The 15889-nt window shown below is 66.4% G+C and carries 12 protein-coding genes; 1 reads left to right on the top strand and 11 read right to left on the bottom strand.

Features of this window, described 5'->3' with window-relative positions; all coding sequences use genetic code 11:
* Positions 1–2: 2 nt before the first annotated feature.
* From AC3A35_RS10865 to AC3A35_RS10815, 11 genes are all read right to left on the bottom strand, one after another.
* Complete coding sequence (locus AC3A35_RS10865) at positions 3–1835, bottom strand: arylsulfatase (protein WP_487436092.1); 1833 nt, start codon at positions 1833–1835, stop codon at positions 3–5.
* Complete coding sequence (locus AC3A35_RS10860) at positions 1835–2635, bottom strand: cyclase family protein (protein ID WP_487436091.1); 801 nt, start codon at positions 2633–2635, stop codon at positions 1835–1837. Before AC3A35_RS10860 ends, AC3A35_RS10865 begins: the two co-directional genes overlap by 1 nt.
* An 11-nt stretch (positions 2636–2646) precedes the next feature.
* A complete protein-coding gene (locus AC3A35_RS10855) occupies positions 2647–3804 on the bottom strand; it encodes an MFS transporter (protein ID WP_487436090.1) in 1158 nt (385 codons plus the stop codon).
* A gap of 9 nt (positions 3805–3813) precedes the next feature.
* Positions 3814–4944, bottom strand: coding sequence for an FAD-dependent oxidoreductase (locus AC3A35_RS10850; RefSeq protein WP_487436089.1), 1131 nt, complete (start codon positions 4942–4944; stop codon positions 3814–3816).
* Complete coding sequence (locus tag AC3A35_RS10845) at positions 4941–5300, bottom strand: Rieske (2Fe-2S) protein (protein WP_487436088.1); 360 nt, start codon at positions 5298–5300, stop codon at positions 4941–4943. Before AC3A35_RS10845 ends, AC3A35_RS10850 begins: the two co-directional genes overlap by 4 nt.
* A 10-nt stretch (positions 5301–5310) precedes the next feature.
* Positions 5311–6237 (bottom strand): VOC family protein, encoded by a 927-nt coding sequence (locus AC3A35_RS10840; protein ID WP_487436087.1) that lies wholly within the window; start codon positions 6235–6237, stop codon positions 5311–5313.
* A gap of 16 nt (positions 6238–6253) precedes the next feature.
* The gene (locus tag AC3A35_RS10835) at positions 6254–7411 is read right to left on the bottom strand and encodes an alpha/beta hydrolase family protein (RefSeq protein WP_487436086.1); all 1158 of its coding nucleotides are present in this window, start codon (positions 7409–7411) and stop codon (positions 6254–6256) included.
* A 139-nt stretch (positions 7412–7550) separates the two neighbouring features.
* A complete protein-coding gene (locus AC3A35_RS10830) occupies positions 7551–10043 on the bottom strand; it encodes an efflux RND transporter permease subunit (protein WP_487436085.1) in 2493 nt (830 codons plus the stop codon).
* Entirely contained in the window at positions 10040–11089 is a 1050-nt protein-coding gene (locus AC3A35_RS10825) for a WD40/YVTN/BNR-like repeat-containing protein (RefSeq protein WP_487436084.1), read from the bottom strand. Before AC3A35_RS10825 ends, AC3A35_RS10830 begins: the two co-directional genes overlap by 4 nt.
* 58 nt (positions 11090–11147) lie before the next feature.
* Entirely contained in the window at positions 11148–12497 is a 1350-nt protein-coding gene (locus AC3A35_RS10820) for a DUF1329 domain-containing protein (RefSeq protein ID WP_487436083.1), read from the bottom strand.
* A 13-nt stretch (positions 12498–12510) separates the two neighbouring features.
* Positions 12511–14136 carry a DUF1302 domain-containing protein gene (locus AC3A35_RS10815; protein ID WP_487436082.1) on the bottom strand — a complete coding sequence of 542 codons (1626 nt, stop codon included), beginning with the start codon at positions 14134–14136 and terminating at the stop codon, positions 12511–12513.
* Positions 14137–14487: 351 nt separating this feature from the next.
* Between AC3A35_RS10815 and AC3A35_RS10810 the strand changes: the two genes are divergently transcribed.
* Positions 14488–15861, top strand: coding sequence for a recombinase family protein (locus AC3A35_RS10810; RefSeq protein WP_487436081.1), 1374 nt, complete (start codon positions 14488–14490; stop codon positions 15859–15861).
* Positions 15862–15889: the final 28 nt, after the last annotated feature.

Genomic DNA, 15889 nt, shown 5'->3' with positions numbered 1-15889 from the left:
CCTCAACGCCCGCTGTAGGCACGGGCGTGCTCGACCAGACGTGCGCGCGCGGCGTAAGCGTCGTAGGCCGCACGCAACTCATCCGCAAGCGCGGGATGGCTGGCAGCCATGTCGGTCGTCTCGCCCCGATCGGTCGCCAGGTTGAACAACTGCCAGGGCAGATCACCCCGCATGACAGGCGCAGAAACGAGCGGAGCCTGCCGACTCAGCTTCCAATTGCCCTTCACGACATAGCTGTTGCCCATCAGCTCGCTCGCCAACACACGGTCGTCCGTGCGCGCAGACGCTACCGGGACACGCCCGCCCAGGGAGCCCAACAGGGACACGCCTTCGATCGGATGCACAGTACGTCCTTGGTACCGCTCTCCCGGGTTCATGACTCCGGTGGCTTCCAGCACGGTCGGCAGGATGTCCACGACATGTACCCGTGTATCACTGATCTGACGAACACCTGCCTGGTGCGGCAGCTTGACGATCAGTGGCGCCGCCGTACCACCCTCCGCACCGGCAAACCCCTTGAACAGGCGAAACGGCGTGGAGCTGACCTCGGCCCAGCGCGGCCCATAGGCCACCACGGATGCGGGACGGCCGATGTTGTCCAGCGCGTTGTTCATCTGCGTACCGGGGATCGGTGGCGCATACGGTGGGGCACCGTCGGCACCGTTGTCGGACATGAACACGATCAGCGTGTTGTCGTACTCACCGATGTCCTTGAGATACTGGACCAGACGTCCGATGTGCGCGTCGAGGTTGGCCACCATCGCGGCATACACCTCCATCAGGCGCGCCTCCCGCACACGCTCCTCAACGGTCAGTTCGTGCCAACGCCTCGGCCCCCCGGGGTTACCTTCGGACGGACCGGGCACGCCCGGATGCGGCTGCATGGACGCAGGGATCAGCCCCAGCTCCTTCATGCGCGCCAGGCGACGCTCGCGGATGGCTTCATAGCCGTCGTCGTAGCGCCCCTTCTGCGCAGCGATATCGGCTGCCGGAGCCTGCAGCGGCCAATGCGGCGCCGTGTAGGCCGCATAGGCAAAGAACGGCCTGCCATCCTGACGGCCCGCTTCGATATACCCGATCAGCTTGTCGGTAAAGGCTGCAGTCGAGAAGAAATCCCGCGGCAGCTCGCTTGCCGGGAACAGCCGCGCATCCTCGGCATAGGTCACGATGTCGAGCGGCGTCGGCGGTACCGTCGGCGCAAAGTGCGATGCGCCACCGTTCATCAGCGCGAACGAGCGCTCGAAGCCGCGCGCCTGCGGTGTCGCGTCCGGTTTGATCCGGTACCAGGTGCGCACCTTGTCATCGGGGCGGACGACTTCGTACCCGAGGTGCCACTTGCCCACCATGTAGGCATGGTAGCCACCATCGCGCAACAACTCGGCCATCGACAAGGCATTCGGGCTCAGGTGGCCGTGGTAGCCCGCGGGGATGTTGTCGAAGTCATAGGTGTTCGATGGCCCCCACGGCGCGTCGAGCGGCGTATCGCGCGTGATCGCCATGCCGACGACCTCAGCCATGTTGCCCAGTCCGGCCAGATGATGATCGGCACCCGACAGCAGGCTGGCCCGTGTCGGCGAGCAGATCGCCTGAGTGTGGAAGTTGGTGAGCAGGCTCCCCGCGCCGGCGAGCGCATCGAGGTGTGGCGTGGCGATCTCGCCCCCGAAGGCGCCGATGTCCGAGTAGCCGAGATCGTCGGCAACGATGACGAGAATGTTCGGCCGACGCGCCGGGGCCTCAGACGAGACCGTGTCGCTCGTCGTGCACGCACCCAGCGCCGCGGCGGCCGACACCAGTACCATCACCTTGGACAGACGGAAATCCATGCGCATGCGCATCACCCCTCCAGAATCGCAACCGCCCGCGTCCATCCGGCGGACGCGCCGCGGATCTTGTGCGGGAAGCAGCTCACGATGAAGCCGTGCGACGGCAGCGCCTCGAGGTTGTGCAGTTTCTCGAGGTGGCAGTAGCCGATGTCGCGCCCGGCCTTGTGGCCTTCCCAGATCAGCGCCTTGTTGCCGGTCTCGGCCACCCTCTGCGCGGTGTAGGAGAAGGGTGCGTCCCAGCTCCAGGCGTCGGTGCCGGTCAGGCGCACGCCACGCTCGAGCAGGTACATGGTCGCCTCATAGCCCATTCCGCAGCCGGCCTTGAGAAAGTCGGCGTGGCCGTAGCGCGAGCCGGCACGGGTATTGACGACGACGATGTCCAGTGGCTGCAGGGTGTAGCCGATGCGTTGCAGCTCGGCCTCGACGTCGGCCGCGGTGGCCACGTAGCCATCCGGAAGGTGGCGAAAATCCAGCTTCACGCCGGGCTGGAAGCACCACTCCAGCGGCACCTCGTCGATCGTCATCGACGGCCGCTTCCCGCCCAGCCTGGCATCCATGGTCGAGTGAAAATGGTAAGGCGCGTCGAGGTGGGTGCCGTTATGGGTCGTCAGCGTCACCCATTCGGCGGCAGCCGCCTCGCCGTCCGGGTAGTCCTCGGGCTTCGTGCCGGGCAGCATGGCCATGAACTCGGGCAGGGTATCGGCGTGCGTCTGGTAGGTGATCTTCGGCGCCAGCGGCGGCGGATCGGACAGCACGTCGTTCTCCAGGTAGATCGACAGGTCGATGAACTGGCGTTGTCGTTTGGATGTCATCCAGGGTCTCCTCAGGCAGTGCGTTCGTTCGGCGCAGCACGGCGGCAGGCACGGGCGAAGCAGAAGATCGCAATCGCATCGATCACCACCGCCGCGACGCCGAGGCTGGCGTAGCCCGACAGCTTGACCAGCGTGCCGCCGAAGATCGGCCCGATCGCAGCACCGAGCATGAGCATCGCCGGCGTGGCTGCGAGCACCCGACCGCTGCGGTCCAGGCGGGCGATGAGCCCGAAGGCGAAGGTGTGGGTGAAGATCATCACCGCGGCGTAGAACATCGCCGCCCCGGCGTAAGGGGCGAAGCTCTCGCTTTGCGCCATCGTCATCGCCAGCATCCCCTGCAGCAGCGGGCCGATCAGCACCACGCTGCGCAGCGGCAGGCGCCGCTCGAACACCGCGGCCAGTGCCGCAGGAAAGAGGTTCACCACCCCCAGCGCGATGAGCACGCCGGTGACGGCCTCGAGCCCGAAGCCACGATCGGCGCCGATGCGCTCGAGAAAGCTGAACATCATCGCCTGCACCAGCCCCATGCACGCGATGCCGACGGCGGCGAACCACACCGAGGGCTCGATCGGACCGGCGAGGGGTGCTTCCGCCTTGTGTTCGAACGCTCTTTCCGGATCCGGGAATGCCAGCGCGCACACCACCGCGGCAACCGCCATCACCGCTCCGAACACCACGAACAAGGCGGGGCCGCCAAGCGCGGCCACCAGCTGCGGCGTGGCGCCGAGAAAGACGATCGCGAACACCCCGAGCGCGATGCCGACCACCGCGAACAGCCGGTGCGGCTGCGCGCTGCGGCCAATGGTGCCGTGGGTGAAGCTCAAGCCGCAGGCGGTCGCCACCCCCGCCACCAGATGCAGCGCCGCCATTACCGCATAGCTGTCGGTCAGCGCGTTGCCGGCAAAGGCCAGCGCAGCGACTCCGAACCCGAGCGGCGCGGCAATGCGTCCGCGCATGCGATGAAAGCGCGGTGCGAAGGACAGGCTGCTGGCGACGGCACCGATCAGGAACAGGGTCGCCAGGCCGCCGGCCTGCTGGGGGTCGAAGCCGTAGTGCGCGATCAGGGTTCCCACCCACACCGGCAGGGCCACCAGGTCCACCATGCCGGCACAGTGCGCCACCATCAGCGCGATACGCCCGGGCCAGCGCTCGGTGTTCGTCATCGTCATGTCTCCGGCTCAGATCGGCGCGGCAAGCGCCATCAGCGACTCGCGCATGATTCGCCCGTGCTCTTCCTTGTCCCCGCCGGCGATCTCGATCTCGCCGAGTCGCCCGGAGTTGTGCACCACCATGCGGCACCGCTCCCAGCGCCGTTCGCCGAACGCCTGCAGGGCCTGCTCCACCGCCGGCGCGCGCTCCAGCTCCTCGGCCAGCACGATCGCATCCTCGATGCCGATGCAGGCACCCGAGGCAAGGTGCGGGGTGGTCGCATGCACGGTGTCGCCGATCAGCACGACGCGGCCACGATGCCACGGCTGCGGCACCAGCAAGCCTTCGAGCGGGCGGAACACGATCTGCGAATCCGCATTCAGGCTGTCGCGGATGCTGCGCAAGAGCGGCGCGGGGAATTCGTCGAGCAGCCCGGCCATCAGGCGGGGAAAGTCTGCCGGATCCACCCGTTCGTTGCCGGGGCGGTTCTCGGTGATGAACATGTACATCTCGGTCGCAGACACCGGGTTGACCCCGGGCTTCACCTTGCCGCCCACCCACATCATCGCAGTCTTGACTTCCGCGGGCCGCGGCAGCACCGCGCGCCACACCGCCTGGCCGCTGTAGCGCGGACCCGGGGCATCCGCAAGCAAGGCCTGCCGTGTCTTCGAATACAGGCCATCGGCACCGATCACCAGGTCGTAGCGCCGACGCTGGCCGTCGGTGAACGTGACGTCGACGCCGTCGGCGTCCTGCTTGAGGCGGGTGAAGGTGCAGCCCAGACGGACCTCCGCACCCGAAGCGCGGGTCGCCTCGGCGAGGATGCGGGCGAGCACCGGGCGCATGATCGCCCCACCGCCGGGCACGTCCGGGCCCGCAATACGTGGGGTCGGCAGGGTCGCCAGGGTCACGCCATCCGGTCGATACAGCTCGACGCCATCGGCGGCATTGCCCTCGCGCATGAACGCCTCCAGGATGCCGAGCGTGCGGAACGCGCGCAGCGTGGCACCACCGAGGCTGATGCCGGCGCCATAGGAACGCCAGCCCGGATCGATCTCGACCAGGTCAACGTTCAGGCCCTGCTTGCGCAGCTGGATGGCGGCGGCCATGCCGGAAAAGCCGCCACCGATGATCAGGATGTTCTTCGCGGGTGAAGTCATGAGGGTGTCTCCTCCTTATCGTGGGCGAGATGGATCTCGCCGCTTGTTGTCTGCACCAGGGCGACCGGGGCCAGCAACTGCCCCACACAGGGGCCGAGCACGCAGCGACCGGTCGCGATCTCGAAACGGGCACCGTGTGCGTGGCACACGATGTACTGCCCATCTCCGCTGAGATAGGCATCCTTGCGCCATGCCATCGGCGCGTTCTGCCAGTGCGGGCAGGCGTCGCGATACGCGTGCAACCCCTGCCGGCGCACCACGAAGAGGGTGTCGCGGCCCTCGCCCAGAGGGTCGAAGCCGCGCGCACCGCCCTCGGGCAGTTCGTCGATGTGGCACAGGCGGATGGATGCACGCATCGTCGCACGCTCAGCGGGCGGCAGGCGGCGGTCCGCCCGGGGCCCACTTGTCGCGCGGCTGGAACAGGAAGATCTGCGACCCGTCCGCGCCCATCGGCGCCTCGCGCGCAACCCAGCGCTCGTCGTGCAGATCCATGTCGGCGTCGTATTCGACGTGGCAGCCGAGCGGGCTGTTGAAATACCAGAACCAGTTCGACCCGAAGATATGGCGGCCCGGCCCCCAGAAGGTTTGGTAGCCCTTCTTCAGCAGGCGGTGCCCGGCGAGCATGACTTCGGTCGGCCCGCCCATGTGGAAGGTGAAGTGCTCCACCCCCTTCATGTGTGGCGGGGTCTGGATCAGGAACAGGGTGTGGTGATCGAGCGTGCCCGCCGGCCGCAGGAAAGGGCCGACCCCGGTGAAGCGGTCGGTGCAGACGAAGCCGATGCGGGTGTAGAAGGCCTCGGCCCTGGCCACATCGGGCACGAAATACACCACATGGGAGAGGCTCCGCGGCAGCGCCGGCGCGCCTTCGTCCGCCCCCGCGACATTGACCCCGCGCCGGGCCTTCGCCCCCGGTGCATTCACCGTCTCCGCAGGCAGGTCGAGCGGCTTGCGCGTGGTGACCTGGAAGCCGAGCACGAAGCCCATGTCGTCGATGGTCTCGATCGAACCATCCGCCAGCCGGCGGACCTCGCGGTCGCGCCCCAGTTCGTCGGCAATGGCGTCGAGCACCGCGGCGTCGGCGACCCCGTAGATCGTCTTGCGCAACATGCTCGCGGTTCCCAGCGTCGGCGGCAGCGCCGGGTCGTCCTGATGCGCGATGACGATGGCGGTGCCATCCAGCGCCTCGAAGCGCCCCTCGCCTGCCGGCGACAGGCCGTAGTCGGTCAGGTATTGCGCGCAGGCAGCGACGTCATCGACGCCGAAGACCAGCGCATCCGGTCCAATGATGTTCATCCGTGCTCTCCTTGGTTCAAGCGGTGCGACCGCCCAGTGTTTCAGCGACCCAGTCGGCGATGTACTGACCGGCATTGATGCTGTTGTCGAAGCTCGAGTGCTGTACCCCCCCCTCGCGCTCGGTAAAGATCTTCAGCTCACGTCTGGGGCTGTTGACGAGCTGCTCATAGGTGCGATGCGCCCACTTCAACGGAATCTGTGAATCCTGCTCACCATGCGTCACCAGGAAGGGCACACGGATCTGTTCGACGACCCCGTCCAGATGCACGTCCTCGGCAATGCGCATGAAGTCGTCGACGTCCTTCGCCCCCCAGACCCAGCACACGTGCGCCCAGTAGTGCGGTACCGGGAAACTGCCCTCCTTCTCCAGCCTACGCTTCTGCACGTCGCGCCAGTCGTGGTTGGCACCCCACACCACGCCGCAGGCGAAGCGCGGCTCGAAGGCAACCGCGCGCGGGCAGTAGTAGCCGCCCAGCGAGACGCCCTCGAGGCCGATGCGAGTGGCATCGACATCGTCGCGTGTCTCGAGCCAGTCGACGACGCGACTGGCCCAGTGCTCGGTATCAAAACGGGCAGTCATGCCATGCAGACGCAAGGCTTCTCCGGTGCCGGGCTGGTCGATGATCAGCGACGACACCCCGCGGCGGGCCAGCCACGCGGGCAGACCGACGCGGTACTTCATCTCCTTGGTCGAATCCAGACCGTTGAGCTGAACGAGAACGGGCGCCCGCCCGGTCACGCCCTCGGCGCGCACGTACAGGCCGGAAATGACCTTGCCCTCATACGGGATCTCGACGCGCTCGCAGTTCTCGCGCGACAGCGCAAAACCGCGCGCGAAGACCTCGAGGAAGCGCTGATAAAGCGCCATCCGCCCCGGCGCACCATGGGCCTGCAGGCGCTCGCAAGTCAGGTAATAGGTCGCCGCGCGGTTGTATTTTTCGCCGGCCGACAGCAGGCGCCCGCGGGCCTCGTCCTCCTGCGCCAGCTCGCACAGCTTGTCGGCCATCTTCGACCAGGTTTCGCGGAAGGCCTGCGTGCCGGCGGCGTCGGGCTGCCTCGCAGCCTCTTGCAGCGGTGCACACATTTCCTCGATCTCGCCGATACGGGCGCCCATCTCGATGGCCAGGTTGACCGACAGGTTCCAGACGTAGTTGGTGGGGAAGTAACGGAACATTTGAACTCCTGGTTGTGATTCAGCGCACAGGACCCGGCTGCGGCAGACCCGTAGCGAGGTTCGGCAGGCGCGTAAAAAGCTGCTCGAACGAGACGTCGATCGGAACGCGCAGATGTCGGTACATGGATGCGCTCCGCGCTCAGGATCGGGCGGGGACGGCCACGAGGATCGGACCGGCCGCGTGGACCGGATCAACCGGGTGGGCCGGGTCGGCTGGCGGACGGGCGAAGGCCTGCACCGGCAGCTCGGCACGCCGTGCCGGTTTCAGCAGGAAGTGCGCCAGCGCCGGCAGCAGGATCAGCGCGCCGAGCATGTTCCACAGGAACATGAAGGCCAGCAGCAGCCCCATGTCGGCCTGGAACTTGATCGGGCTGGCCACCCAGGTGATCACGCCGATCGCGAGCGTGACCCCGGTCAGCATCACCACCTTGCCGGTGAAGATCAGCGCGCTGTAATACGCCTCGGACAGGCTCTTGCCCGCGCGCAGTTGCGCGAGCGTGACCGACAGGATGTACAGCGCGTAGTCCACCCCGATGCCGACACCGATGGCGATCACCGGCAGCGTCGCCACCTTGACCCCCATGCCGAGCAGGACCATGAGCGCCTCGGCGAGGATCGAAGTGAGTGCCAGCGGCAGAACGGCGACCAGCACCGCGCGCCACGAGCGGAAGGTGATCAGCACCAGCACGATCACGATCGAGTAGATCCACAGCTGCATGTCGCGCCACGCATCCTTGACCACCATGTTGGTCGCCGCCTCGATCCCGGCCGGCCCCGCAGCGAGCAGGAACTTGACCTCGTCGGTGTCGTTGTCGCGGGCGAAGGCCTCGATATGCTCGACCGTCCGCGTCAGGGTGTCGGCCTTGTGGTCCTGCAGATAGACGTAGATCGTCAGCAGACCGCAGGCATCGTTGTACAGGCCGCGCGGCGCCCCGGCCGTCACCGTGTTGAGCATGTCCTGGTTGGGCAGGAACTCGTACCACTTCGGGTTGCCCTCATTGAGGCCGACCAGCACACGACGGTTGAGCAGCGCCAGGGTGTTGGTCGACTCCACACCGTCGAGCTGGCGCAGCTGCCATTCGAGCGCGTCGACCTTGTTCAGCGTCTCGTACTCGGAACACTGCCCTTCCGGGGTACGGACCATCACCGCGAGCACGTCGCTGGAGGCGCCATAGGCACTGTTGAGGAAGGCGACATCGCGGTTGTAGCGGCTATCGGCGCGCAGCTCGGGGGCACCGGGATCGAGGTCGCCGATCTGCAGCCGGCTGGAGACGGTCTGGCCACCGACCGCCAGCGCGATCGCCGCGAGCACGGTGGCCGTGGCCCACCGGCGCTGGGTGAAGCGGTCCAGCGTGCGCCACAGCGGATGCCTGGCGCCATCGCCCTGCTCCGCCTGCAGGCTGCGTGCCGCGGCCGTGGCGCTGACCCCGGCGTAGGACAGCAGGATGGGCAGCAACACCAGGTTGGTGAAGATCAGCACCGCCACGCCGATCGAGGCGGCGATTGCCAGCTCGCGGATCACCGGGATGTCGATCACCAGCAGCACCGCGAAACCGAACGCGTCGGTGACCAGCGCCGCCATCCCGGTGCGGAACAGGCGGCGGAAAGTGAAGCGCGCGGCGACCAGCTTGTACGCGCCACGCCCCACGTCCTGCATGATGCCGTTCATCTTCTGCGCACCGTGGCTCATGCCGATGGCGAAGACCAGGAACGGCACCAGGATCGAGTAGGGGTCGAGCGCCTGGCCCAGCACCGGCAACAGTCCGAGCTGCCAGACCACGGCGATGAGCGAGGTCAGCACGACCAGCGCACTCGAGCGCAGGCAGCGGGTGAAGGCGAACACCATGGCCGCCGCGATCGCCACCGCGAGGGCGAAGAACAGCAACACCGCGCGCACACCCTCGATCAGGTCGCCGATGATCTTGGCAAACCCGGTGATGCGGACCTCGACGCCTTCGAGTTCATAGCGGGCACGCAGCGCCTCGAGTTTCTCCGCCAGTTGCGCATAGTCGAGCGCGCGGCCCTCGGCATCGCGTGCGAGCAGGGGTACGTAGATCACGGATGACTGCGCATCGCGCGCGACCAGCTGACCGATCTCGCCCGAGCGGGCGACATTGGTGGCGAGCTGCTCGAGCCTTTCGGGCGACCCGTCGTAGCCATCGGGAATCACCGGACCGCCTTCCAGCCCGTCCTCGGTGACACCCACCCAGCGCGTGCTCGGGGTCCACAGCGACTTCATGCCGGTACGGTCGACCCCGGGCATCAGGAAGATCTCGTCGCTGAGCCGGCGCAGGGTCTCCAGGTAGGCTGCGTCGTAGATGCTGCCGCGCGGATTGACCACCGCAACGCGCACCGCATTGCCCAGCCCGGTCAGCTGGGACTGGTAGGCGAGATAGTTCTGGATGTAGGCGTGATGGGTGGGGATGGTCTTCTCGAAGCTGGCGTTGAGCGCCAGCCTGGTCGCCTGCCAGCCGAGCACGAGCGTCACCAGCGCGCACAACAGGATGACGAGCAGGCGGTTGTTGAACAGCAGGCGCTCGAGCCACGAGCCGGAGCGCGGATCGAAGTCCGACATCCCGCCAGCCGGGGGCGGCGGGATTTCTCTGGAGGGGGTCACGTCCGGATTCCTCATTGCGCCACCTTGGTGGGCGGCAGGCGCGTCACACCCGCGATGCCCAGCAGCAAGAGCTGGCCGTCGCGACCTTCGAGCAGCGCGCTCGGCATGGGCAGGGGTTTGCGATTGATCGGGGCCAGGGTCTCGCCCGACAGGCGCAGCACGAAACCGGCCTGATTGGCGAGCAGGACCGTCCCGTCGGCACCGACCGTCGACGCGGTGATCGACGCGGGCATCGGTGATTCCAGCTGGGTCCAGCTGGCACCCCCGTCCGGCGATCGCCAGATGTTGCCGCGCAGGCCCGCGACCAGCATCCCGGATCCGCCCGGCAGTTCGGCGGTGAAGAAGCTGCCCTCATACGGCGATTCGAGCCGCTCGAAGCGATCGCCCCCATCCACCGAGCGCAGCAGCAGCCCTTGCTCGCCGGCCAGCAGCAGCGTGTCGTCGCGCTGGCGCACGGCGTAAAGATGCATGCCCCTCGGGTTGTCGAGGCGGTCCATCCACGACGTCCAGCTCTCGCCGCCGTCCTCGGTATGGAAGGCGAGTCCGTAGGCGCCCACGACCAGCATGCGTCGTGCATCGAACACGAGGGCGTCGAAGAAGGGCTTGTCCGGTCCATCGGAAACCAGGAAACCGGCGTTGCGGATGCGCGCTTCGTCGCCGGACGCCCGAGCGGCAGCGAGCGCCAGCTCGGCCGCCTTGACCCCGTCGAGACGACGCACCCAGCGCTCGCCCCCGTCCGCCGTCGTCAGCACCGTACCGCCGTGGCCAACCACGACGCCATTGCTGGAGTCGGCGAAACGCACGGTGGTCAGCGTCACCGCAACCGGACTCGGCACCTGGCGCCAGCTTGTGCCGGCGTCGTCGGACACGGTGATGATCCCGCGCTCTCCAACCGCGACAATGCGCTCGCCCGCCCTGGCCGCAGACAGCAGGACGGCGCGCTCCGGCTGGCGCACCTGCAAGGCAGGGCGTTGCAGCGCGTCGGCCACCGGCGCCGCTGCGGCCGCCGGGCTGAGCAAGGACGCGCACACCAGCAGTGCAAGAAGTATTCTGTTGTTCATGGTCTTGGGCGCCACGAGGGAGCGGACGAACTGCCCCCTCGCGCTGGGCGCATCGGTCTCAGCGCACGCCTTGGGCAGCAAGACCGTCACCGGTGAAGGTGGAGGTCGGCCAACGCTCGGTGGACCGGTGATGGAAGGACTTGTCGTTCAGCACGTTGGCGACATAGCCCTGGCCGGACAGCAGGTCGTAGAAGCCGAAGGTCTGCTGCACCAGTCCGCCGATGTCGGGCATGACGTAATTGAACATCCACAGTGACTTCCACAGCTGGCCCTTGGCGTCCCAGCGGTCGCCGAGCACCGCTTGCCAGGTGTCCTCATCGAGGTAATAGACGCTGCGCGGCGCCTGATGGCGCTGACCATCCTTGAGCGTCGCCTCGACCACCCAGACGCGATGCAGCTCCCAGCGCACGTGATCCGGATTCAGATGGTTGCCCTTGATGACCTCGGCATCCCTGGCCTGGAGGAAGCGGTTCTGGTTGTAGGGCACCAGCAGTTCCTTCTTGCCCACCAGCTTCCAGTCGAACAAGGTCGTCTTTCCCGAGAACACGCTGAGCTCGTCGAAGGACATCATGCCGGCGGTGGCCGGCGTCGGCGTGTCGCAGCAGGCATTGGGCAGCTTGCGCACGCGGCGCTGGCCGGTGAGGTACACATAGGTGGCGGACTTCGTCTCGTCGACGCTCTGGCGGCCGACAATCATCTCCCCGGCGCGAATCGGCGGACCGTCATTGACCAGGTTGACCTCCCAGAAGTAGCCATCGAAGGTGTCCGCCTTGCCTTCCTCGTAGTAATAAGGCATGCGCTGGCGGATCTTGCCGTCGGTCGTCAGCACCACCTTGCCGTCGGCAGTGATCTGGTACTGATTCAACGCTGCCTCCCACGAGGTGCCGCGCCACGACAGCTTGTGATTCCAGATCGCCTCCTCGCCGTTCTGCGGGATCGGAAACGGAATGCCGCCATAGACGCCGGTCGGAATGGAGTTCTCGAGCTTGCCGCGCGCCAGGTTCTGCGCGGTGTTGTCGTAGACCCATTGCGGTGCATAGGCGGTGCGGTGCGTGGGGTAAACGTCCAGACGATAGCTGTCCGGATACTTCTTCAGCATCGCCTTGACCCCGTCGCTGAGCTTCTCGGCGTACTGATCCATGTTCGCGGCGGTCACCGAATACAGGGGCTTCTCGCCGGGGAAGGGGTCGCCGCGCTTGCCCTTGGCAGACTCGCCCGCGATGGCGCCCTTGAAGCCACCCGTCCATGCGGGAATGGAGCCATCCTTGTTGCCGGCACGCTCGGCGCCCAGCGGTGTCAGGTCACCCTTCAGACGGGCAGCGTCCTGGGGCGAGGCCGCTTGCGCGGCGAAGGTGATAGCGGCGGCGCAGGCAAGCGCCAGGGTGCGGATTCGGGGTGTGAGAGTCATCTGGGTGCCTCCGTCAGAAGGTCGTGCGCAGCGACACGGACACGTAGTCGCGGTCCTGGAGCGCCTGCTTGAATTGGGTGAGGTTCTGGGCGTTGGTCGAAGGTCCGGTCGGCCCGTAGAAGTTCACATAGGAGAGCGAGATCACGTAGCGGTTGAGATAGGTGCCCTGCAGACCGATATTGAAGTCGCCGCCGCGATGCACGCCGAAGGCCGGCCCCACCGCGGCGGAGCGCCCTTCGGTGTAGCTGATCCCGACCGGCACGCTCAGATCCAGGCCCGGCAGCACCTGGCGGTAGGTCGGCGCGAACACCATGCGGATCGAAGCCGCATCGCGGTCGGCGACCGGATTGAGCATGTGCCGGTTCTCCGACACCGACAGCACGCGGTTCCACGCCACCTCGCCGGTAAAGGACGCCTCCTGGTACAGCGGCGACGGCCCCAGGGAGGCAATCCAGGACAACTGCGCATGCCCCGTGCGCCCCACCGCATAGCCCGGATTCCTGTTGTTGTCGAATCCGGTATTGACGCCGATGCTCGGCAGGATGGTCTGACCGGCGCTGGAGAGTGGCGCGTTCTCGCGGACCGATACCTCGGCACCCAGGCTCCAGCTGCCGATTGTCCTGGCCGCGCTGACACCGTAGGCGCGAATGCCCTCGTGATACACCCAGCGATAGCTGCTCGGCGTCGTGGCCGGCGGCACCCCGACCACCGTCGTCCAGATGTTGCTGGGCGACATCGCGTGATAGCGGATGGCATAGAAGCCGAAATCGGTGTCGATGCTTTCCGCGAGCCAGCGCAGTTGCAGGCCATACTGCCCACTGTCGCTCGCTTCCAGCTCGGACTGCCGGAGGAACTGGAACGGACCGGCGAGAATCCGCTCCCCGCCCTCGGGACCCAGCGTATCCGAACTGCTCAGATACGCACCGACGGGCTGCAGCCTGCTCGCTTCCCATTCATATCCGACATAGGCGCCCACGGAAACCGTGTCCGAGAGCGGGAAGTTGCCGGAGAGCTTGCCGGTGGGGCGGATGATCTCCTTGAACTGGGAGTTCGGTACCGACTGCGCCTTGACCACGTCAACCGGCGCCTGACCGCCCGCAATGCCGTTGGCACCGAAGAACAGGCTTTCGCCCCACAGCAGGGAGTGACGACCGAGCCGCACCGTGGCCAGTCGCTCGCCCATGTCGAAGCGGCCGAACACGAAGGCGTCGAGCAGCTCCGCATCCCGCCCCATGATCCGGCGCGTCTCGCTGGAGAAGCGGTCTCCCTGCACATGGTTCGCGGTGAGCGTGTTGTTGTCGTTGGACCGGTTGTAGACCGTGTCATACCAGGCAGCGCCGCTGATGCGAGCACCGTAGCGCTCGGTGGTGACGTCGAGTTCGGTCAGCAGATCGATACGGTTCGAAACCAGCCCGCGCCCGAAGTTGTTGTTGCCGTCGTTCTGGTTCGGCGCAGCCGGGGCCCGGGTGGAAAGCTCGGACTGCTGTCCATGCAGCCGCGCCGCGGCACTGTACTTGACCGTCGTGTCCCACTGCACCTTGATCCCGGAATCTCCGGCATCGATCTCGAAGGCGTGGGCGCCAGTGACCATCATCGATGCGATCGCGATGGACGACAAACGCGGGATTCTTGTTCCCATGGCTCTGGTATCTCCTCCAGAAGTTTTTATCTTCAGCAAGATCACCCCGATTGACCGAAGGTCTTGCTGTCCGTGGGAAGCAGATTAGTAAGCTGGGTTGATCAGGGGAAACGCTTCTTATCCATAGGACCCACAAATCGTGTGAATACTTATCCCTCCATTCATTCACCTGATTGCTCGACGCCTCGCGTCTGTACAGCGCTCCCATCACCAGGTCGGTAACGCCCGGACCGGAGACTTTCACGAACTGGATGCGCTCCGCGCCTCACCCGGATTCGCGCCTGATCAGACCGACCCTCGCTCCCGGCGGAGACCGCCCCCCTCGCCGGCCGGAAGCTATGCATCATTGGCGTGTCGGATGGAACGGACACCAGTCGCGACGGCTACAAGCTCGAGACGGGCCTTCGCGGGTTGATGAGCGAGTGGTACCTCGACGATCTGGCGAAGAAGACGCACCGCGGCCTCATGGGCCAGGCGCTGGAGGGCTACAGCACGGGAGGTCTGCCATATGGGTACCGAAGCGAATTCGACGGCAATGGCAACCGCCGTCTCATCGACGAGGAGCAGGCGCGCTGGGGCCACTTCGTCTTCGAGCGCTATGCCGCTGGCGCGAGTCCACGACAGCTCGCCGACGAGCTCAACCGTCGGGGCGTTGCGAGCCCCCGCGGCGGCACCTGTGCGCACTCTGCGCTCTACCCCGACAGCAAGGGCGTGGGCATGCTCGGGAATCCCATCTACAACGGCCGCCAGGTGTGGAACCGCACCGCCTGGATCAAGGATCCGGCAACCGGTCGGCGCCGGCGCACGCTGCGCCCGATGTCGGAGTGGGTGATTATCGACTCGCCCCAGGTCAAGATCGTCGACGACGAGCTGTGGAGAGCATGCGAGGCGCGCGCCCGGGAGGTGAAGCGTAACACCGCCGCGAAACGGAAAGCCGGCAAGGGCTCTGGCGGACGTGCGCCGAAGTACCTTTTCTCCGGGCTCCTGAAGTGCGGTGAGTGTGGTGGAGCGTTCGTGATCCAGGGGCGCACGGATTACGGATGCGCAACGCACAAGATCCGCGGTCCGTCGGTGTGTGGGAACCGGTTGAAGGTGCGGCGCGCGACCATCGAAAAGGTACTGCTGGCCGGCATCAAAGACTCGCTCCTTTCGGACGCGGCCTACCGGGCCTTCGAAACGGAGGCATGTGCGCTGTTGAAGCAGGCCAAGCTTGACCCGGGCGTCTCAAAGCGGAAGCTCGCGCACGCGCGCAAGGAGCTCGACAACCTGATGGCGGCGATCCGCGCTGGCATCATCACCCCCACCACCAAGGCGGCATTGATGGAGGCCGAGCGCCAGGTAGTCGACGCGCAGGCCGAGCTTACCGCGATCGAGCGCTTCGATCCGACGCAGATCCTACCCAGGGTCCGAGAGATCTACCGCGACCTGGTGGCCAGACTGGAAGCGGTCGATGACATCGCCAGCGCACGCGAGGCGATCCGCAAGATCGTGGGCAGCGAAGACCGCCTTATCCCGGAAGACGGTGCGCTGACCGCCGAACTAGCGCAGCCGATTTTTTTGCTCGGTGAAATAACGATCGAATCGGGCCCCGCAACCAAGATTCATCAAGAGAACCAATCACTACACGGTGGTTGGTTTTTTTGTTTTGGCGCTCGGACCGGCATCGCACTCGTGCTCACGTCGTGCCCATTCCCCCCATCATGCCGACACCCGCTCGGCACCTGATCTTCCCCAAGCCAGATACTCACCTTTG

It is taken from the genome of Azoarcus sp. Soil_N_20 (assembly GCF_057656155.1).
This window is presented reverse-complemented; position numbering and strand designations above follow the sequence as displayed.